This is a genomic window from Segniliparus rotundus DSM 44985 (assembly GCF_000092825.1).
In the GTDB taxonomy this organism is placed as follows: domain Bacteria; phylum Actinomycetota; class Actinomycetes; order Mycobacteriales; family Mycobacteriaceae; genus Segniliparus; species Segniliparus rotundus.
This window is the reverse complement of sequence record NC_014168.1, coordinates 2,649,510-2,669,559: the sequence shown is the minus strand read 5'-3', so window position 1 is coordinate 2,669,559 and position 20,050 is coordinate 2,649,510. Positions and strand designations below refer to the sequence as shown.

The following is a 20,050-nucleotide window of genomic DNA, read 5'->3' as shown; positions in this document are numbered from 1 at the left end:
CTGGCCCGGCGACCAGCGGCCAAAGCGGGCGGCTGCGCGCAAAATTTTGGCTCTTTCCACAGTTCGCAAGCATTTTCATGGGTTGTTGCCGATGAGATTCCGCGTGAGCAAAAGTGCGGAGTAGGCTCAGCGCCAGTGCTCGGCCCAGCAGAAGACGGCCCAGCAGAAGACGACAGAGAACGAGATTTGGAGAGCTCCCCGTGACCTACCCGCCCCCGCCCCCGCCCCCGAACTACCCGCCGCCCCAATACGGGCCGCCCCAGCATCCCCAGCCCCAGAATCCGCCGCCGAAGAAGAGCAACAAAGTGCTGTGGGTCGTCCTCGGCGCCGTGGGCGCGCTCCTCGTCTGCGGCGGCGGCCTCGGGTTTTTCCTGTGGTCGATGCTTTTCAGCCCCAAGAGCGGCGTGCAGCAGGTCCGCGCCGTGACGCAGGAGTACAGGGCCGCGGAAGACGCCAAGGACGCCGCGAAGCTTGCTGGCATATTGTGCTCGGCGGACGCCGGCGAGGCGGCCGAGATCATCGAAGCCGACCAGAAAGTCGCCCCCGGGCCGATCGACATCAAGGGCGCGCATGTCATCAACAGCCTCGGCGCGGTGGGCTTCACCGATCCGAAGGGGCAAGGCTGGACCGTCTACCTGCGCAAAGAGGCCGACCAGTGGAAGGTGTGCCCCTCGGCCAAGGACGAGTTCAAGGCCGCGGACACGACGACAACGACGCCGTAGCCGCTCACGCGGGCTGTTCCTGCTTGTCCGCGGCGCGCGGGAAGCGTGATCCGCGCGCGAAAAAATGCGCCCCCTCCCTTTTTGTGCCACCATGATGCCCACGCTTTTTGTTGCTCGTGTTGCGAAGGAATGGAGTACGGCATGCTTGGTCGCGTCAGAACTGGGATCGTTGTGGCGGCAGTGTTCGCCGGGCTGATCGTGCCCGCGCTGCCTGCGTCGGCCAATGTCGCCTATCACACAGTGGAGTACTCTATCGAGGCGGTCGGCGGCGCGTCGGCCGCGACAGCGCGTTACACCACGGATCTGCGCAATCATGCCGACGCGACCGAGAAACACCTCCAGGAGGACCAGGTCGATCTCCCGTGGACTCTTGAGCTGCAAGTCGGCGAGTCGGATTTCGCCCGCGCCGGCTCCGCGCCGGACTCGAAGCCTTTCAAAGGCCTGGACCTGGGGCTGACCGCCATCTCGACTGATGGGATGGATTTGGACAACTCGATGACGGACGACGGGGGGATCATCAAGGGCCCGGAGGCGTGGAACTCATGGACCGGCGGCGCGGGGCGCAGCAGCGCCTACACCTGCCGCATCACCGTGGACGGCGAGGTCGTCGCAGAACAAACCATGAAAGGCCTTTGTTCTGTCCAGTACAAGAAACGGGCCTGAGCGAGGAACCGGCCTGAGCGCCGCTACAGCTTGCGCAACAGCACCCGGTCCACCGAGTGGTCCGCGTCTTTGCGCAGGACGAGCGTTGCCCTCGGCCGGGTGGGCAGGATGTTCTCCACCAGGTTCGGCTCGTTGATGGTCCGCCAGACCTGTCGAGCCTCGTCCACCGCCTCGGCGTCGGAGAGTCCCGCGTAGTGGTGGAAGTGCGAGCGGGGGTCGGAGAACACGGTCCCGCGCAGGGCGAGGAACCGGTCCACGTACCAGGACTCGATGTCCTGGGTCCGCGCGTCCACGTAGATCGAGAAGTCGAACAGGTCCGAGAGCATGAGCCGATGCCCCGCCTGGAGCACGTTGAGCCCTTCGACGACCAGGATGTCCGGGCTGCGCACGGTGTGCGCGGCTCCGGGCACGATGTCGTAGAGAACGTGGGAGTACACGGGGGCGCAGACCTCGGGCACCCCTGATTTCACGTCGACGACGAACCGCAAAAGCGCGCGCCGGTCGTAGCTTTCGGGGAAGCCTTTGCGGGCGGTGAGCCCGCGTCGGGCGAGTTCCGCGTTGGGCATGAGGAATCCGTCCGTGGTCACCAAGTCCACTTTCGGGTTGCCTTCCGAGCGGGCGAGCAGGGTGGCGAGCACGCGGGCGGTTGTGGATTTGCCCACTGCGACCGAACCCGCGACGCCGATCACGAAGGGCACCTTCTTGAGCGACGCCTGCTCGCCCAGGAAGGTGGACATCGCCGCGAAGTGCTGGGCGCTGGAAGCCACCCGAAGGTGGATGAGACGGGTGAGCGGCAAATAGACCTCCTCGACTTCTTCGAGGTCGAGGTGCTCGCGGATGCCGCGAAGACTGGTCAGGTCCTCCTGGGTGAGCACTTGCGGCGTCGCTTCCCGCAGGGCGCGCCACGCGGTGCGGTCGAATTCGACGAACGGCCCGGCCTGGGAGACGCCTTTCGGGAGCGCTTTGAACGAAAGCTCGGCAGTTCGTGCGATCACGCCCTCTAGTTTGCTCCTCTCGTGCCGGGCGGGGGTTGTCGGGGCGGTAGACTGTGCGAGCCCGCGTGAGGGGCCTGACAAAGGAGTGGAGCCATGAGCACCCCAGCCCAACCAAAAACCGGCGTGGACGCCTTCACCGCCTCGCTCTCCGAGCTCGACCCCGAGGTCGCGGCTGTTGTTGACGGCGAATTGGCTCGTCAGCGGGACACGCTGGAGATGATCGCTTCCGAGAACTTCGTGCCGAGGGCAGTGCTGCAAGCGCAGGGCTCCGTGCTCACCAACAAGTACGCCGAGGGCTACCCGGGGCGGCGTTACTACGGCGGTTGCGAGCATGTCGATGTTGTCGAAGATCTCGCCCGTGATCGCGCAAAAGCGCTGTTCGGTGCGGAATTCGCGAATGTCCAGCCGCATTCTGGGGCCCAAGCCAACGCGGCAGTCCTTATGACTTTGGCCACACCTGGCGACGCGATCCTCGGTCTCGACCTGGCGCACGGCGGCCATCTCACCCACGGGATGCGCCTGAATTTCTCCGGCAAGCTTTACCAGGCGAACTTCTACGGCGTGGACCCCGCGACCCACCTGATCGACATGGACCAGGTGCGCGCCCGCGCCCTGGAAGTCCGCCCGAAGGTGCTGATCGCGGGGTGGTCCGCGTATCCGCGGCAACAGGACTTCGCGGCGTTCGCGCAGATCGCCGAAGAGGTCGGCGCGCGACTGTGGGTCGACATGGCCCACTTCGCCGGGCTGGTCGCCGCGGGACTGCACCCCTCGCCGGTGCCCCACGCGGAAGTAGTCTCGACGACAGTCCATAAAACTCTCGGCGGGCCGCGCTCCGGCCTCATCCTCGCCAAATCCGAGCACGCCAAGTCGTTGAACTCCTCGGTCTTCCCCGGACAGCAAGGCGGGCCGCTCATGCACGTCGTCGCCGCCAAGGCGGTCGCGTTGAAGGTCGCGGGCACGCCGGAGTTCGCCGAGCGCCAGCAGCGCACCGTCGAGGGGGCCCGGATCATCGCCGAGCGCCTCGGCGCGCCCGACGCGAAGGCCGCCGGGGTCTCTGTGCTGACCGGCGGCACCGACGTGCACCTCGTGCTCGTGGATCTGCGCGACTCGCAGCTCTCCGGCCAGGACGCGGAGGACAAACTGCACGAGATCGGCATCACCGTCAACCGCAACGCGGTGCCGTTCGACCCTCGGCCGCCGCTCAACCCGTCGGGCGTCCGGATCGGCACCTCGGCCCTTGCCACCCGAGGCTTCGGCGCCGCCGAGTTCGCCGAGGTCGGCGACATCATCGCGGGCGCGCTCACCGCAACCGCGGATGTGGACGCTTTGTCCGCGCGGGTCAAGCGCTTGGCGAACGACTTCCCGCTCTACCCGGACCTGGAGCGTTGGAAGTTCAGCGACTGAGCAAGGCTGGTAGACTCGCCGTGGCGAGCGCTTCGGCCCTCTCGCTGAGGCCTGAGGGCTATGCTCGGCTCACGCAAAGGCAGAAGCGAAAAGCCGGAGGCGGCGCAGGCCGCTGGCGACCAGATGACAATTGCACGACGGAGAGCACAGCACTGAGTACATTCACGACGACCGACCTGCTTGAGCGCAAACTGCTGCGGGAGCTTCGGGACGTTCTTCCCGATGCTTACCGCGAGCACCTCGAGGCCACAGAGGAATGGTTCTTCCACGACTACATCCCGTGGGAGGAGGGCCAGACTTTCGCCTTCCTCGGCGGGAAGGACTGGGACCCGTCCAGGGTCAAGCTCGCCGAACCGATTGTCGCCGGTCTGGACCTGCTGCTCCTGGACAAGGACAACTTGCCTTCCTACAACCGCATCTTCACCAGCCACATGCATTTGCGCGAGGGCTGGGAGAAGTGGATCGGCCAATGGACTTCGGAAGAGGGCGCGCACGCCATCGCCCTGCGCGATTACCTCGTGGTGACCGGCGCGACGGACCCGGTCCTCTTGGAGAAGCGCCGCCTGGCCCATGTCTGGAAGGGCGTGGATTACCCAGGCGGCACCCCGTTGCAGACGTTGGCGTTCGCCGCGCTGCATGAGCGGGCCACCCTGGACTTGGCCCGTTCGATGGCCAAGGCCTCCGAAGAGGAGCCAGTGCTCGAACAGCTGCTCCAACGCATCGCTGAGGACGAGGTGCACCACGCCGCATTTTTCGCGAAAGTCATCCGCAGAGGCCTGGAAGTCTCGCCGGACCAGCTCGTCATCGCCTTCGCCGCGCATCTGCGGGAAGCGGGCTCCGAGATCATCGGCAGCGACATCGACGACTTCGAACACCAGCTTTCCCAGCTCGCCGACGCGGGCGTGCACAGCGAGGCCACCCAGCGCGCGTCGAATGTTTCGGCGCTTGCCGAGTGGGGGATCCTCGACATCACCGACGGCCTCAGCGATGCTGGCCTTGAAGCAGCGTCCTTCCTGCGGGAGTACGCGGCGAGAAAGTAAATCCGGCGCAACCAATGAGAAAGTAAATCCGGCGCAACCAATAAGGAGCTATATGAGCCAGACCGGGCCCGGATCGCTCAAGACCTATGTGATCGACACCAGCGTGCTGCTCTCCGATCCGGGTGCTCTGACCCGTTTCGCCGAGCACAATGTCGTGCTGCCGATCGTGGTCATCAAAGAGCTTGAGGCCAAACGCCATGATCCTGTGCTCGGCCACAACGCTCGCACAGTCCTTCGGATGCTCGAAGCGCTTCGCTGCCAGCCCGGAGCCGATCTGCGCCACGGGGTTGCGGTCAATGAAGAGGGCGGGACTGTCCGCATCGAGATCAACCATGTGGACTCTTCGGCTTTGCCGGACGCGATTCGCGCCGAGCGCTCCAACGACACCCGCATTTTGTCTGTCGCCGACGCGCTGCGCCGAGCCGGCGAGGACGTCGCGGTGGTCTCGAAGGACCTCCCGTTGCGGCTGTTGTCCCACGGCGGCCTCGGCATCCCTGCTCAGGAGTACTTGCACGAGCAGGTGCCGGACAGCGGCTTCACCGGTCTTTCGGAGCTCGCCATCACCGACGACGAACTCGACCAGCTGTATAAAAACGGCCAGGTCGCGGCCACCCACGATCTGCATGTGAACACCGGCGTCGTGCTGACCGCCTCGCGCGCCACCGCGCTCGGGAGGGTCGGCAGGGACAAAGAGATCCACCTGGTCCGGGGCGACCAGGACGCCTTCGGGCTGCACGGGCGTTCTGCCGAGCAGCGGATCGCCCTCTCGCACCTGCTGGACAATGAGATCGGCATCGTCTCGCTCGGCGGCCCCGCGGGCACCGGCAAGTCGGTGTTGGCGCTCGCCGCCGCGCTCGAAGCGGTCCTGGAGCGGCGCACCGCGAAACGGATCATCGTCTTCCGGCCGATCATCGCGGTGGGCGGCCAGGACCTCGGCTACCTCCCCGGCAACGAGGAAGAGAAGATGAACCCGTGGAGCGCGGCGGTGATCGACGCGCTGCGGTCGATCACCTCGGAAGAGGTGATCGACGAAGTCCGCTCGCGCGGTTTGCTGGAGATCCTGCCGCTCACGCACATCCGGGGCCGCACCCTGGGGCCGCAGACCATCGTCCTTTTGGACGAGGCGCAGAACTTGGAGCGCTCCACGATCCTCACCGCCATCACCCGCCTCGGCGAAGGCAGCCGGATCTTCCTCTTGCACGATGTGGCGCAGCGCGACTCTTTGCGGGTCGGCCGTCGCGACGGCATCGCCGCAGTGGTGGAACGGCTCAAGGGCGAAGAGCTGTTCGCGCATATGACGTTGACCCGCTCCGAGCGCAGCCCGGTGGCCGCCCTCGCCACACGCCTCCTCGACGACGGTGTCGGCTAGCCGGGATTGGTTCGCCGCGCGCCTGATGCGCGTGCTGCGCTGGGCGCTGCCGATCGCATTGGTCGCGGGTGTCCTGACGCTGCCGGAAGCCGGAAACGCGTCAGGACGCGCGGCGAACGACATCGATCCTGACACGGCGGACTGCAACAAGGTGCGGTGTGTCGCGCTCACCTTTGACGACGGCCCTGGCCCGTACACCTCCAAGCTCCTCTGGATCTTGCAGTCCTACCACGCGAAAGCCACGTTTTTTGAGATCGGGGAGCGCATCGCAGAACATCCGGATTGGTCCCGCAATGTCGTCAAAGCCGGCATGCTGGTGGGCGTCCACACCTGGAGCCACCCGTATATGACGCTGCAATCGCTTCCCGAAGCGCGTCAACAGCTGGTCAAAGCTGTGGATGCGTTGCAGAAGGCGACGGGGGTCACAGCAACGGTCTATCGCCCGCCCGCAGGGCTGTCCACCCCGGACATCCTGAAAATCGAGGGCGAGCTGGGCCTGTCCGAGATCCTTTGGAACGTTGTCGCCTACGACTGGGAGCACAGCGCCCAGCCGGAGCTGACCGTGGCCGCAGTGCATCAGTACGCGCAGCCTGGCGCGGTGTTCCTCTTGCACGACGTGCACGAGGGCACGGTCCGAGCGATGGCCGAGGCCGTGCCATGGCTGAAACGGCAGGGCTATGTCCTCGTCACTGTCGACCGGCTGATCCGGGCGAAGACCGGAGCCGGGCCGAAACCGGGCCATCGGTACTGGGACCGCGACTCGGGCCAGCTCGACCCGGCCAAGCAGGGCTGAGCCGGGCAAAGAGGACTCGGGCGGCCAAGCGCGCCGGATCCTGTCCCAGCGCCACGCGGCGGAGTTTGCGCCGAAGGGCGCGGCGGCTCGCGCTCAGCCCTTCGGCCGCACCTTCGCCATGGCGAGCACGTCGAGGCGCTTGTCCAGCTCTTCTTCGGTGATCTTTTCCGGCACGAGGCCTCGGTCCAAAACCGCTTGGCGGATGGTTTTGCCGTGCTTGAGCGCTTCTTTGGCGACGGCGGCGGCTTCTTCGTAGCCGATCGCGCTGTTGAGCGGCGTGACGATCGAAGGCGAAGCCTCGGCCAGGTGGCGCAACCGCTCTGTGTTCGCGACCAGGCCCTTGACGCACTTGTCGGCGAAGATGCGCGAGACGTTGCTCAGCAAGTGCAGGCTCTCCAACACGTTGTGCGCCATGACCGGGATCGAAACGTTGAGCTCGAAGGAGCCTTGCGAGCCGGCCCAGGCGATCGTCGCGTCGTTTCCGACCACCTGCGCCGCGACTTGCAGCACTGCTTCGGGGATCACGGGGTTGACCTTGCCCGGCATGATGGAGCTGCCCGGTTGCAGATCTGGCAACTGGATCTCGCCGAGCCCGGTGAGCGGCCCGGAGCCGAGCCAACGGATGTCGTTCGCGATCTTGGTGAGGGACACTGCGACCGTGCGCAGCGCGCCGGAAGTCTCCACGAGCGCGTCCCTCGCGGCCTGCGCCTCGAAATGGTTCACCGCTTCGGACAACGCGGTGAGGCCGGTGCGTTCGCGCAGCACCTCGACCACTTTGCCGCCAAAACCGTCCGGAGCGTTCAGGCCGGTGCCCACGGCGGTGCCGCCGATGGCGAGCTCGCCCAACCGGGGCAGCGTGGCGATGACGCGTTTGACGCCGTTCTCCACCTGTCGCGCGTAACCGGAGAACTCCTGGCCCAAGGTCACCGGCACGGCGTCCATGAGGTGGGTGCGGCCTGATTTGACCTCGAGCGACCAGGCTTCGGCTTTCTCGTTCAGCGAGTTGTGCAGATGCTCCAAAGCGGGCAGCAGGTCGCGGACCGCGACCTCAGAAGCGGCCAGGTGGGTCGCAGTCGGGAACGTGTCGTTCGAGGACTGCGAAGCGTTCACATGGTCGTTGGGATGCACGGTTGTTCCGGCTTTGGCGGCCAAGGAGGCGATGACCTCGTTGGCGTTCATGTTGGAACTCGTGCCCGAACCGGTCTGGAACACGTCAATGGGGAATTGGTCGTCGTGTTTGCCCTCGGCGATCTCCTCAGCCGCGGCGATGATGGGGTTCGCGAGGTTCTCCGGCAGGACGCCCAGTTCCAGGTTCACCTTGGCGCATGCGGCTTTGAGCAGGCCCAGCGCTCGGATTTGCGCGCGCTCGAGGGTGATGCCGGAGATGGGGAAGTTCTCGACGGCGCGTTGGGTTTGCGCGCGCCAGAGAGCGGCTTTCGGGACGAGGACTTCACCCATGGTGTCGTGCTCGACGCGGAATTCGGAGGTGTCATTGGCAGGGTCAGTGCTCACAGCTTTACTTTGCCATATGCCTCGAAACGGCGAGCTGGCGCATAGGGGTAGATGTCCGAGACTATTCTGTTGCCTGTGTTTGTCGCCCGATTGCCGCCTCGAGCGGGCTCTTTCCTCCGGTGGTCGGGCGCGCTCGCGGCCGTTTTCGTGCCGCACTGCCCGAGCGCTTCGGCCGCGCCCGCCGACGTCTGCGCCCAGCTCGGCGGGAATTGGAGCGTCGGCGAGCAGTTTTGCGGGAAAGTGGTGGTCAACGCCAATCAGACCAAGACGGTGCTGGAGGCGCGTTACCCCGCGGACCTCGTGGAAAGCGGGGCTTCTGGCTCTGCGCTGCAGAAATACCTCAAAGACTTCATCGCCAGGTTCTCCAAAGTCACAGACGACCCCAGGGCGACGGATGGCGGGGCGACCCTGCGCTACCGGCAGTTCGAGCACCCGCCCGCGCTCACATCGGTGCTGTTCTCGAACATTTATTACACCGGCAACGCAAAATACCCGGTTGAGGAGCTCACCAGCTTCACCTTCGACGCGGCCAAGGGCAGGGCGCTGGCCCTGCCCGACCTGTTCCAATCGGGCGAGCGGGCTCTGTCCGACCTCGCCCGGCTCGCCCGCCCGACTGTGCAGAGCCAGTTGGAGCCGGTCAACGAGGTCCGCGCCGGGGAGAACCAGCCGCCGTTGCGAGCGGAAGACTTCGACCCCGGCGGGTTGTTGAACCCGGGCAGCTACCCGGTGTTCGTGGTGAGCGCGGACGAGCTGGTGCTGTATATGCCGCAGGTGCGCAGCGGCGAGCCCGGATCGGCGATGATCGAGGCCCATATCCCGCTTTCCTCGCTCAGGGACATGCTGCGGCCAGAGTACCGCTGACCCGGCGCCGCGCCGCCTGCCTTGGGCCGCCGAGTCCTCCGAGCGCCGATTCGCTTCGCCGCCAAGGCCTGGGGCGGCTGCTACCCTGCCAGGGTGAGTGTGTCGGCCGAGCTGCGTCCAAAGCGCCATCCTGGTGCTGCGATCAGCGAGCTCGCTGATGTCGCCGGGGCGGTTGTCCTCGCGGGCGACGAGCGCGGACGTGTTCGCGGGGTCGCCCAGGCCGCGCAGTCCGTCGAGCCGGGCGATCTTTTTGTGGCGCTGCCGGGGGCGAGGACGCACGGCGCGAACTTCATCTCCGTCGCCCAAGAGCGGGGCGCGGCCGCTGTGCTCACCGACGAAGCCGGAGCCGCCTGCCTCGGCGGCACAGACGCGATGGCCGTGCTGGTCGCTGCCGCGCCCAGGGCCAGCCTCGGCGCGCTCTGCGCGTTGGTCTATGGCGACCCGTCCGCTCGACTGACCGTCGTCGGGGTCACCGGGACGGCGGGGAAAACCACCACGACGTACCTTCTGGAATCGCTCTTCCGCGCGGCGGGCCGCGCCACAGGCGTCATCGGCACCGTTGAGACGCGAATCGGCAGTCAGAGCGTCGCAAGCTCGTTCACCACGCCCGAAGCGCCGCAGACGCAAAGCCTGCTCGCCGTCATGGCGGAGGCGGGCGTCGAGGTCGTCCTCATGGAGGTCTCGAGCCACGCCTTGGATTTCGGGAGGGTGGACGGGACCCGGTTCGCGGCAGGCGGGTTCACGAACCTCTCCCACGACCACCTCGACCACCACGGCGACATGGAGTCGTATTTCCAGGCGAAGGCGAAGCTGTTCCAACCAGGTTCCTCGGTCGCCGCTCGGCGGGCGGTGATCTGTGTGGACGATTCCTGGGGGCAGCGGATGAGCCGTGTGGCGCGGGGGAGCGTCACGGTCGCGACCGGCGACGAGGCGGCCGATTGGGCCGTGCTCGAACGGCGCGAAGACGAGCTCGGCGCGCAGCAGGTCCTCGTCCGGGGCCCGCGGGAACGCCAGTTCGCGTTCCGTCTCGGCCTGCTCGGCCGCCACAATGCCGCGAACGCTGTCCTCGCAGTGGGGTTGGCCGAGGCGACGGGTGTGCGCGTCACGGAGGAGCTGGTGCGCGGCTGGGCGGATATCGCGGTGCCGGGCAGGCTGGAGCGGGTCCAGGCGGGCCAAGACTTCCTCGCCGTTGTGGATTACGCGCACAAGCCGGAGTCGCTCGCGAAGGTGCTCCAGGCGTTGCGCGAGCACACTGCGGGGAGGATCGCGGTCGTGGTCGGCGCGGGCGGCGACCGGGACCAAGGCAAGCGCCCGATGATGGGCGAGGTGAGCGCCAGCGGGGCCGAGCTGGTCGTTGTGACCGACGACAACCCGCGCTCCGAGGATCCCGCTGCGATCCGCGCGCAGGTGTTGGCCGGAGCGCAGGGCTCCTCCCGCGCCGAGGTGTGGGAGGTCGCCAGCAGGGCCGAGGCCATCGCGCGCGCGGTCCGTTGGGCGCGTGCCGGGGACACAGTGCTGGTGGCGGGCAAGGGGCATGAGACGTATCAGGAGGTCAACGGTGTGAAGAGCCACTTCGATGACAGGGAGATTCTGGCCCGGGCGATTCGGGAGCGCGGATGATCCCATGGACCCTGCGCCAGGTCGCTGCGGCGGTCGGCGGGAAGCTGCATCAGGTCCCCGACCCAGAACAGCTCGTGACAGCCCCTCTGGAGCATGATTCCCGCAAGGTCGTCCCCGGCGGGTTGTTCCTCGCCGTTCCCGGCGAGCGCACCGACGGCCGGTCGCACGCCGCCGCCGCGCACGCGGCGGGAGCGGTCGCGACGTTGTCCAGCGATCCGCTCGACGTGCCAACGGTCGTCCTGGGCGCGGGGCCGTACCCGACCGGCCCGCAGGAGTCCCGCCGTCTCGCGCTGGCCGCTCTCGCCGCATTGGCGAAGGCCAACGCCCAGGCGCTCGTGGCGCGCGGGCTCACGGTCGTCGGGATCACCGGTTCGAGCGGGAAGACCTCCACCAAAGACCTTGTCACGCAGGTCCTTGCGACGCGGGGCGCCACAGTCGGGCCTCCGGGCAGCTTCAACAATGAGCTCGGCCACCCGTGGACGGTCCTGCGCGCGGACCAAGACACGCGGTTCCTCGTGTTAGAGCTCGCTGCCCGCACTATTGGGCATATCGCCGAACTCGCGCAGATCGCCCAACCCAGAATCGGCGTCGTGCTTGGCGTCGGCTCCGCGCACCTCGGCGTGTTCGGCTCTCGGGAGAACATCGCCATCGCCAAGGGCGAGCTTGTCGAGGCTTTGCCCTGCGCCGATGACGGCGGGGTGGCTGTGCTCAACGCGGACGACCCGCTGGTGTCGGCCATGGCTTCTCGGACCCGCGCGCGGGTGGTGCGCTACGGCATGGCGGAGAGCGCCGACGTCCGCGCGGCCGATGTCCGGCTCGACCCTCTTTCTCGCGCGAGCTTCACCCTCATCACGCCGCAGGGCGACGCTCCGGTGACGTTGCGGGTGCATGGCGAGCATCAGGCGCACAACGCCTTGGCGGCCGCGGCGGTGGCCGCGGAGTGCGGGTTGTCGCCTGCTCAGACAGCAGAGGCGCTTTCGGCGGCGCAGGCGGCTTCGCCGCGCCGGATGCAAGTTGCCGAGCGCGCCGACGGCGTGGTGGTCGTGAACGACTCGTACAACGCCAACCCGGAGTCGATGCGCGCGGGCCTTCGGGCGTTGGTCGGCATGGCGCATCAGTGCGGCGGGGCCAGCTGGGCTGTGCTCGGGCAGATGGGCGAGCTCGGCGACGACTCCATTGTCTTGCACGATCAGCTCGGCAGGTTCGTGGTCCGTCTTTCGGTCGACCGGCTCGTCGTGGTCGGCGACTCCCGTTCGGCGAAAGCCCTGCACACCGGCGCGGTGCTCGAAGGCTCGTGGAGCGGGGAGGCCGTGTTGGTCCCGGATTGGCAGTCGGCGGCGCGTCTGGTCGCCGCCGAGCTGGGCCCGCGCGACGTGGTGCTGGTGAAGGCCTCACAGTCCGAAGGGCTTTGGCAGGTCGCGGAGGCGCTCCTCGAGCCGAGGCCCTCTGATGCGGCGGGGTCCGGGCTGTGATGGCCGGGGATGGTGTTTCGGCGCTGCTGGCGCCGCGTTCTGTCGCGCGGGTGCCCTGTGGTGTGGCAAGATCTGAGCCCTTATGAGCGAGATTATCTTCGCTGCTGGCATCGCGATGGCCGTCAGCATCCTCCTGACCCCGTGGCTGGTCCGGATCTTCTCCCGGCAGGGCTTCGGCCAAGAGATCCGCGTGGACGGCCCGCAGAGCCACCAGGCCAAACGTGGCACCCCGTCCATGGGCGGGGTGGCGATCGTCGCCGCGATTTGGCTCGGCTACTTCGGCTCGCACTTGTTCGGCTCTGCTTTCCACCTGCCGCCGGTGTCTGTTTCGGCGCTCATCGTCCTCTTCTTGGTGACTGTGCTCGCTGTCGTCGGCTTCCTCGACGACTTCATCAAATTGCGCAAACGCCGCAATCTGGGCCTCACAAAATCCGCGAAGCTGATCGGGCAGCTCGTCGCGTCGCTGACCTTCAGTTGGCTCGTCCTGCAATTCCCCGACCGCCTCGGCCGCACGCCCGGCACGGTCAACCTCTCCTATGTGCGGGATTTCACCACGATCAGTTTCGGCGCCCTCGCGTTCGTGGTGTTCTGCTTCCTTTTGGTCTCCGCGTGGTCGAACGCGGTGAACTTCACGGACGGCTTGGACGGGCTTGCGGCGGGCAGCATGGCGATGGCCCTCGCCACCTACACAGTCATCTCTGTCTGGCAGTACCAGAACGCCTGCGGACGCGTCGCGGCCACGGGCTGTTATGACGTTCGGGACCCGATGGACCTCGCCGTCCTCGCGGCGGCGGGCGCGGGGGCCTGCGTCGGCTTCCTCTGGTGGAACACTGCGCCCGCCAAAATCTTCATGGGCGACACCGGCTCGCTCTCGCTCGGCGGCTTCCTCGCCGGGCTGTCCGTCACCACCCAGACCGAGCTGCTCATGGTGGTGATCGGGGCGCTCTTCGTCGCCGAAGCGGCTTCGGTGGTGATTCAGATCGCGGTTTTCCGGACCACCGGCAGGCGGGCTTTCCGCATGGCCCCGTTCCACCATCATTTCGAACTCGCTGGTTGGCGGGAGACCACGGTGATTGTCCGGTTCTGGATTTTGGCCGCCCTCAGCAGCGCGGCAGGGCTCGCGCTCTTCTACGCGGAATGGGTCTCCCACGCCCATGCCTGACCTTGCCGGCAAAAAGGTTTTGGTCGCCGGGGCCGGGGTCGCGGGCACGGCCTGCGCCGAGGCGCTTCGTTCGGTCGGGGCGCGCGTGCTGGTGAGCGATCAGAACACGGCGATCGCCGACATCGGCGAACAGGACGCGCTCGCGCTCGTGCCCGAACACGACCTCGTCGTGGTCAGCCCAGGCGTCCCGAACACCGCTGCGATCCCGAGCGCCGCGGCCGCGGCGGGAGTCCCCGTGTGGGGCGACGCGGAGTTGGCCTGGCAGATCGGCGAGCGCTCGAAGCGGTGGCTCGTGGTGACAGGGACCAATGGCAAGACCACGACCACCTCCATGCTCGAATCGATCCTCCTCGCCGCTGCGGAGCCCGCGGTGGCCTGCGGGAACATCGGGCACCCGGTGGCCGCCGCGGTGCTCGGCCCTGCTCGCACCCTGGCGGTCGAGCTGTCCTCGTTCCAGCTCAGCCGGGCCCCGTCGATCCGGCCCTTGGCCGGGGTGGTGCTCAACATCGCCGAAGACCACATCGACTGGCACGGCAGCATGGCCGCGTACACCGAGGCGAAAGCGCGGGCGTTGGGCGGCCAGATCGGTGTGGTGAACCTCGACGACCCCGTGTGCGCCGCGCTCGAAGTCCCTGGCCGCCGAGTCGGGTTCCGGCTCGGGGAACCCGCAGCGGGGGAGCTCGGAATCGTCGGCGGCATGCTCGTGGACCGCGCCTTCGGCTCTGTTGCGCTCCTTCCTGCCGAGCAGATCCGCCCCGCGGGCCCGGCCGGACTAGCGGACGCGTTGGCCGCGGCCGCGCTCGCTCGGGCGTGGGGGGCGAGCCCCGAGGCGGTCGCGGCGGGGCTGCGGGCCTTCTCGCCTGGCGCGCACCGAGGCGAAATCGTGGCCGAACACGGCGGCGTCGAGTATCGGGACGATTCGAAAGCGACCAATCCGCATGCCGCGCTCAATGCCATTCAAGCGCATCAGAATGTGGTGTGGCTCGCGGGCGGACAGCTCAAAGGCGCGCAGGTCGACATCCTCGTCGAGCGCGTGGCGCCTCGGCTGCGGGCTGTCGTGCTCTTCGGCCAGGACAAGTGTGTTCTCGCGGACGCTTTGCGGCGACACGCCCCGCAAGTCCCCGTCGTTGTCGTGGAAAACAGGGACGATGGGGGCATGTTTGACGACGCAGCGGAACTCATGCGCGCCGCCGTGGCGCACGCCGCCCGCCATGCGCGCCCCGGCGATGTGGTCCTGCTCGCGCCTGCCGCCGCGTCGCTCGACCAGTTCACCGGCTACGCCCAGCGGGGGAAGCTTTTCGCCGACGCGGCGCGGGGGGTGTTGTCCGGGTGACCGCGACCATGCCGGACCCCGCCCTTGCCGCTTCGGCGCGGGCCGTCGTCAAAGGCGGCGTCGGCGCCTGGCTGTCGCGCCCCTTGGCCTCCTACCACCTCGTCATCACGATCACGGCGCTCCTGTCCGTCTTCGGCCTCATCATGGTGCTTTCCGCTTCTGCACCCGAAGCGGTGGCCCACGGCGAAGACCCGTATTCCAAGTTCTGGCAGCAGCTGATGTATGTGGTGCTGGGCGTGATGCTTTTCGCCCTCGCGCTGCGCGTCTCCCCGCGTATGCTGCGCACGCTCGCGTTCCCCTGCATGGTGGTCGCGGTCGTCTCGCTCGCGTTGGTGCTGGTGCCCGGGGTCGGCGTGAAGATCATGGGCGCGCGGCGCTGGTTCGAAGTCGCCGGGGTCTCCGTGCAGCCGTCCGAGCTCGCGAAGCTCGCGCTGGCGGTGTGGGGCGCGCATGTGCTCGCCTCCCGGCGGCGCGAGACCGCTGTGCTGCGCGATTATTTGGTCCCGCTCATCCCTGTCTCCACGGTGATGTGCGTGCTCATCGTCTTGGAGCCGAACCTGTCCACCGCCGTGTCGCTCGCCCTCATCGTGGCGGCGCTCCTGTGGTACTCGGGTTTGTCGCTCAAAGTGTTCGCGTCGGTGGCCGTCGTCGGTGTCGTCGCGGCGGCGGTTCTGGCGGTTTCGGCGAGCTACCGGGCCGCGCGCGTGCTCACCCTGTTCGGCAAGTCCGCCGACCCGCTCGGCTCCGACTACCAGCCCCGGCAGGCGAGATTGTCGCTGGCGGCGGGGGAGTGGTTCGGCAAAGGCCTCGGACAGAGCAGGCAAAAGTACCAGTACGTGCCCAACGCGCACAACGACTTCATTTTCGCGATCATCGGCGAGGAGCTCGGGCTCATCGGCTGCTTGCTCGTCCTGTCGCTCTTCGGCGCGTTCGCCTATGTGGGGCTGCGGATCGCCCAGCGCTCCCTCGACCCCTTCTTGCGGCTCTACGCGGCCAGCGTCACGACGCTGCTGTTGGGCCAAATGCTCATCAATGTCGGCTATGTGACCGGTCTTTTGCCCGTGACCGGCGTGCAGTTGCCGCTGGTGTCCGCAGGCGGCTCCTCGATCGCGGTGACGCTTTTGATGCTCGGGATTTTGGCGAACGCGGCCCGTCATGAGCCGGACGCGGTCAGCGCGTTGCGCGCCGCGCCGCCCGGGCGAGTCTCGCGGTTCTTGCGGTTGCCGCTGCCCGAGCCGGTCCGGCCCTACCAGGCGAGGCTGTTGCGCGGCCAAGGCGCTCGCGCGCAGTCTCCCGCGCGCGGCAGAGGAGCAGCGGAGCGGCCCTCCGGCGGCGGTGCCGCGCCGCGACGGCCCCGGGCGAAGCGCCAGAGCCCGCAGGCGGCTCGGGACGCCGATCCCGCGCGGCAGCCGCGACGGGCTTCCGCTGCGCGCGCGTCCGCGCCACAAAGCCGACGGCCCCGGAGTTCCGGGCGATGACGGGCAGGTTGAGCGTCGTTGTCGCGGGCGGCGGGACAGCTGGGCACATCGAGCCCGCCCTCGCCGTCGCCGACACGATCAAACAGGCCCGGCCGCAGGCGCTCGTGACCGCGCTGGGCACCCCTCGGGGGCTTGAAGGCGCCCTCGTGCCAGCCCGAGGGTATCCGCTGGAGCTGGTCCCGGCGGTGCCGTTGCCGCGCAAACCCTCCCGAGACCTGGCGACTGTGCCGTCCCGGCTCGCGGGCGCGGTGCGGGCGGCAGCGAGCGTCTTGGACCGGGTGCAGGCGGACGTGCTGGTGGGCTTCGGCGGGTACGTCGCGGTGCCGGCGTATCTCGCCGCGCGGCGGCGCAAAATCCCGATTGTCGTGCATGAGGCAAACGCCAAGGCGGGAATCGCGAACCGGCTCGGAGCCAGGTTCGCCGACCAGGTGTTCACCGCTTCAGGTCAGACGAGGCTCAAAGGGGGGACGCCGGTCGGCGTCCCGGTGCGCCAGCAGATCGCCCAGCTGGACCGCGCTGCCTCGCGCGCCAGCGCCAGGGAGCATTTCGGTTTGGACCCGCACGCTCCGACGCTCCTCGTGTTCGGCGGCTCGCAAGGCGCGCGCGCCTTGAACGAGGCCGTCGTCGCGGCTTCGGCCCGGATCACAGCTGCCGGTGTGCAAATCCTTCATGCGAAGGGCCCGAATCAGACGCTTTCCGCGGAACCCTCCAGCGCCTTCGAGGGCAGGGTGCGCCACGTCGTCGTGGACTACCTCACCCGGATGGACCTCGCCTACGCCGCTGCGGACCTCGCGTTGTGCAGGTCCGGCGCGATGACTGTCGCCGAAGTTTCCGCCGTCGGCCTGCCTTCGGTCTTCGTCCCCTTGCCGCACGGCAATGGCGAGCAGGCGCTCAACGCCTTGGATTTGGTGGCGGCGGGCGGCGGTCTCTTGGTCCCCGAGGCCGAGCTGACCGCTGACCGGCTCGGCGAGATCGTGCGCGGCCTGCTCTGCGAGCAGCGCGGAACAGGACAGGGAGCGCTCGCGAGGATGGCCGAATCGGCCCTGCGGGCAGGAAGCCACGACACGGCCGAGGTGATCGTGCGCGCGGTGTTGGCATTGGCCGAGGGAGCCCGTCGTGGATGATCTGAGCCGAGTCCATTTTGTCGGGATCGGCGGCGCTGGCATGTCCGCCGTCGCCAGGATTCTCTTGGCCCGAGGCGCGGGGGTGTCCGGCTCGGACCTCAAAGACAGCCGCGCGATCACCGACCTGCGCGCCAGGGGCGCGCAGGTGCTCGTCGGGCACGACGCCCGCGCCTTGGACTTCTTGGACGGCGGGCCGACAGCCGTCGTGGTCAGCCAGGCCGCGATCCCGGAGGACAACCCGGAGCTCGTCGAGGCGCGCAAGCGCGGCGTGCCGGTCCTCTACCGCCCGCAAGTGCTCGCGGCGCTGATGGAGGGCAGCACGCGGGTCCTTGTTTCGGGCACCCACGGGAAAACCACCACCACGTCTCTGACGGTCGCCGCGCTGCAACAGGCGGGGCTCGACCCGTCCTTCGCGGTCGGCGGGGAATTGGGCGAGGCAGGCACGAACGCGCACCAGGGCAGCGGCAACGCGTTCGTGGCCGAGGCGGACGAGAGCGACGGGTCGCTCTTGCGCTACCAACCGGACGCCGCTGTGGTGACGAACGTCGAGGCGGACCATCTCGACCATTTCGGCTCCTCGGAGGCGTATGTCGCCGTGTTCGACCAGTTCGTCCGGCAGATCGCTCCGGGCGGGTCGCTCATTGTGGACGTGGACGATCCGGGCGCCGCGGCGTTGGGATCGCGCGCCGCGGCCGCCGGGACGCGGGTGCTCGGCTACGGCTCCAACCAGGCCCCGGCGGGTGTGCTTCTCGCGGCTCGCCTCGCCGACTGGTCGCCGCACGGCGAGGGGGCCCGGCTGACGGTCGTGTTCGAGCCGGGCGGCGAGCGCGTGTTCTCGATCGGCGTGCCGGGCAGGCATATGGCGCGCAACGCCCTCGGGGCGGTGCTCGCCGCCGTCTTCGCGGGCGCGAGCCTCGACGGGGCGATCAGCGGCGTGTCCGCCTTCACCGGAGTCCGCAGGCGGTTCCAGCTCAAAGGGGCCGAGCGGGGCGTGCGGGTCTTTGACGACTACGCCCACCATCCCACCGAAGTGGCTGCGACGCTCGCCGGGGCGCGGGCCCTGGTCACCGACCCGGACGGCTCGTGCTCGGGCCGGTTGGTCGTGGTCTTCCAGCCGCACATGTACTCACGCACCCGGCTGTTCGCCACGGAGTTCGCCGCCGCGCTCGAAGCCGCGGACGAAGTCTTGGTCCTCGACGTCTACGGGGCGCGGGAGAAACCGGAAGCGGGGATCACCGGCGCGCTGATCGCGGACCAAGTGCGCGCGGTCCCGGCCCGGTTCGTGCCGATGTTCTCGTCTGTTGCGCAGACCGCGGCGTCTTTGGCCAAGCCCGGAGACGTGGTCATCACGATGGGCGCGGGCGATGTGACGTTGCTCGGCGGTGAGATTCTCGACGCTGTCGCGGGGCGCGAAGCGTGACCGGCTGGTTGCGGGCGTGGGGGCTCACCACTGTGGTGGTCCTCGTGGTCGTCGCGGGCGGCGTCGGGGTGTGGGCCGGGTATTTCAGCCAGTGGTTCGCGTTGCGCTCCATCGTCGTGACCGGCAACACGACGGTCACGAAAGAAGAAGTGGTGCGCCGTCTCGCCCTCACCCCGGGCGAGCCGCTCATGCGAGTGGACTTGGACGAGTCCACAGCCCGCGTCGAAGGGATTCGCGTGGTCGCGAGCGCGCGTGTGGGCCGAGAGTTCCCGCACACGTTGCGCGTGGAGCTTGTCGAGCGGACGCCGGTCGCGTATGTGGACGGCCCGGACGGCGCGCACCTTGTGGACAAGACAGGGGTGGATTTCTCCACCATTCCCACGCCGCCGGAAGGGTCCGCGAAACTCGTTGTGGCCCGGCCGTCCCCGAAGGACCCGGCCACGGCCGCGGCGCTCGCGGTGCTCTCGCAACTGCCGGACGAGCTGCGCGCCCAAGTCGCGCAAGTCGACGCGAAGAGCGAGATCGAGGTGTCCGTCACGTTGGGGGACGGGCGCGTCGTCGTCTTCGGGTCGAGCAAAGACGTCCCGCGCAAGGCGCAGGTGGCCTTGGCCCTGCTCACTCAACCGGCGCAGACCTACAATGTGTCGAGCCCGAACACGCCGGTGTTGGCGAACTGACCGGGGGCTGTGCGCGTGGGGAGCGGGCGAGGGCCACGCCGCTCAGACAGAGGACGCCGCCCAGGACGGCGAAGGCGTTCGGGACTTCCCCGAGCAGCGCCCAGCTGAGCAGGACGACCAGGAACGGCACGGCGTACGTGGTGGCCGCGAGTTTCGCCGTGTGCGTCCGGGAGAGGGCGTAGCCCCAGGTCAGAAAGCCGAGCGCGGTCGGAAAAACACCGAGGTAGACAATGTTCGCGGTCACGGAAAGCGGCGCTCGAGAGGTTTGCGCCCACAGCTGGCTCGCGAACGGCAGGCAGGCGAGCGCGCCGACAAGGCAGCTGAACGTGGTGACTTGCAGCGAGGAGGCGTGGCGCAGCGCGGGCTTTTGGAGCACCATGCCGAGCGCGTAGCACCGCGTAGCAC

The 20,050-nt window shown here is 68.2% G+C and carries 18 protein-coding genes; 15 read left to right on the top strand and 3 right to left on the bottom strand.

What is annotated here, in order from left to right:
- The first annotated feature begins 200 nt into the window (after positions 1-200).
- Together SROT_RS12985 and SROT_RS12980 are read left to right on the top strand one after the other, a co-directional pair.
- Positions 201-722 carry a hypothetical protein gene (locus SROT_RS12985; RefSeq protein ID WP_013139480.1) on the top strand — a complete coding sequence of 174 codons (522 nt, stop codon included), beginning with the start codon at positions 201-203 and terminating at the stop codon, positions 720-722.
- Positions 723-863: 141 nt separating this feature from the next.
- Positions 864-1,385 carry a hypothetical protein gene (locus tag SROT_RS12980; protein ID WP_013139479.1) on the top strand — a complete coding sequence of 174 codons (522 nt, stop codon included), beginning with the start codon at positions 864-866 and terminating at the stop codon, positions 1,383-1,385.
- Positions 1,386-1,408: 23 nt separating this feature from the next.
- Here SROT_RS12980 and coaA read toward each other — a convergent pair whose 3' ends face one another.
- A complete protein-coding gene (coaA, locus tag SROT_RS12975) occupies positions 1,409-2,377 on the bottom strand; it encodes a type I pantothenate kinase (RefSeq protein WP_041408040.1) in 969 nt (322 codons plus the stop codon).
- Between the two features lie 96 nt (positions 2,378-2,473).
- Between coaA and glyA the strand changes: the two genes are divergently transcribed.
- Genes glyA through SROT_RS12955 form a run of 4 tightly spaced genes read left to right on the top strand, consistent with a single transcriptional unit; the run spans position 2,474 to position 6,986 of the window.
- Positions 2,474-3,784 carry a serine hydroxymethyltransferase gene (glyA, locus tag SROT_RS12970; RefSeq protein ID WP_013139477.1) on the top strand — a complete coding sequence of 437 codons (1,311 nt, stop codon included), beginning with the start codon at positions 2,474-2,476 and terminating at the stop codon, positions 3,782-3,784.
- A gap of 20 nt (positions 3,785-3,804) precedes the next feature.
- Positions 3,805-4,824: an acyl-ACP desaturase gene (locus SROT_RS12965; RefSeq protein WP_013139476.1), complete on the top strand. Its 1,020-nt coding sequence runs from the start codon at positions 3,805-3,807 to the stop codon at positions 4,822-4,824.
- A gap of 52 nt (positions 4,825-4,876) precedes the next feature.
- Positions 4,877-6,193 carry a PhoH family protein gene (locus SROT_RS12960; protein ID WP_013139475.1) on the top strand — a complete coding sequence of 439 codons (1,317 nt, stop codon included), beginning with the start codon at positions 4,877-4,879 and terminating at the stop codon, positions 6,191-6,193.
- On the top strand, positions 6,183-6,986 hold the full coding sequence (locus SROT_RS12955) for a polysaccharide deacetylase family protein (RefSeq protein WP_245535303.1): 804 nt from the start codon (positions 6,183-6,185) through the stop codon (positions 6,984-6,986). Before SROT_RS12960 ends, SROT_RS12955 begins: the two co-directional genes overlap by 11 nt.
- A gap of 93 nt (positions 6,987-7,079) precedes the next feature.
- On the opposite strand, the gene SROT_RS12950 is transcribed toward SROT_RS12955, so the two are convergent.
- The gene (locus tag SROT_RS12950) at positions 7,080-8,498 is read right to left on the bottom strand and encodes a class II fumarate hydratase (RefSeq protein ID WP_013139473.1); all 1,419 of its coding nucleotides are present in this window, start codon (positions 8,496-8,498) and stop codon (positions 7,080-7,082) included.
- Between the two features lie 75 nt (positions 8,499-8,573).
- On the opposite strand from SROT_RS12950, the gene SROT_RS12945 reads away from it, so the two are divergent.
- The 9 genes from SROT_RS12945 (at position 8,574) to SROT_RS12905 (ending at position 19,645) form a co-directional block, all read left to right on the top strand.
- Positions 8,574-9,359 carry a DUF3298 domain-containing protein gene (locus SROT_RS12945; protein WP_187288038.1) on the top strand — a complete coding sequence of 262 codons (786 nt, stop codon included), beginning with the start codon at positions 8,574-8,576 and terminating at the stop codon, positions 9,357-9,359.
- A gap of 93 nt (positions 9,360-9,452) precedes the next feature.
- Positions 9,453-10,979 carry a UDP-N-acetylmuramoyl-L-alanyl-D-glutamate--2,6-diaminopimelate ligase gene (locus tag SROT_RS12940; RefSeq protein WP_041407334.1) on the top strand — a complete coding sequence of 509 codons (1,527 nt, stop codon included), beginning with the start codon at positions 9,453-9,455 and terminating at the stop codon, positions 10,977-10,979.
- Entirely contained in the window at positions 10,976-12,451 is a 1,476-nt protein-coding gene (locus tag SROT_RS12935; protein WP_013139470.1) for a UDP-N-acetylmuramoyl-tripeptide--D-alanyl-D-alanine ligase, read from the top strand. Before SROT_RS12940 ends, SROT_RS12935 begins: the two co-directional genes overlap by 4 nt.
- Positions 12,452-12,533: 82 nt before the next feature.
- Complete coding sequence (gene mraY, locus SROT_RS12930) at positions 12,534-13,613, top strand: phospho-N-acetylmuramoyl-pentapeptide-transferase (RefSeq protein WP_013139469.1); 1,080 nt, start codon at positions 12,534-12,536, stop codon at positions 13,611-13,613.
- Entirely contained in the window at positions 13,606-14,946 is a 1,341-nt protein-coding gene (gene murD, locus SROT_RS12925) for a UDP-N-acetylmuramoyl-L-alanine--D-glutamate ligase (RefSeq protein WP_013139468.1), read from the top strand. The genes mraY and murD overlap by 8 nt, the downstream gene beginning before the upstream one ends.
- Entirely contained in the window at positions 14,943-16,424 is a 1,482-nt protein-coding gene (gene ftsW / locus SROT_RS12920) for a putative lipid II flippase FtsW (RefSeq protein WP_245535302.1), read from the top strand. Before murD ends, ftsW begins: the two co-directional genes overlap by 4 nt.
- Positions 16,421-17,548: an undecaprenyldiphospho-muramoylpentapeptide beta-N-acetylglucosaminyltransferase gene (murG, locus tag SROT_RS12915; RefSeq protein ID WP_013139466.1), complete on the top strand. Its 1,128-nt coding sequence runs from the start codon at positions 16,421-16,423 to the stop codon at positions 17,546-17,548. The genes ftsW and murG overlap by 4 nt, the downstream gene beginning before the upstream one ends.
- The gene (gene murC / locus SROT_RS12910; protein ID WP_013139465.1) at positions 17,541-18,968 is read left to right on the top strand and encodes a UDP-N-acetylmuramate--L-alanine ligase; all 1,428 of its coding nucleotides are present in this window, start codon (positions 17,541-17,543) and stop codon (positions 18,966-18,968) included. The genes murG and murC overlap by 8 nt, the downstream gene beginning before the upstream one ends.
- Positions 18,965-19,645 carry a cell division protein FtsQ/DivIB gene (locus tag SROT_RS12905; RefSeq protein WP_013139464.1) on the top strand — a complete coding sequence of 227 codons (681 nt, stop codon included), beginning with the start codon at positions 18,965-18,967 and terminating at the stop codon, positions 19,643-19,645. Before murC ends, SROT_RS12905 begins: the two co-directional genes overlap by 4 nt.
- Here the strand turns inward: SROT_RS12905 and SROT_RS17190 are convergent.
- Entirely contained in the window at positions 19,584-20,024 is a 441-nt protein-coding gene (locus SROT_RS17190; RefSeq protein WP_041407332.1) for a DMT family transporter, read from the bottom strand. The two genes, SROT_RS12905 and SROT_RS17190, sit on opposite strands and share 62 nt — an antisense overlap.
- Positions 20,025-20,050 lie beyond the last annotated feature (26 nt).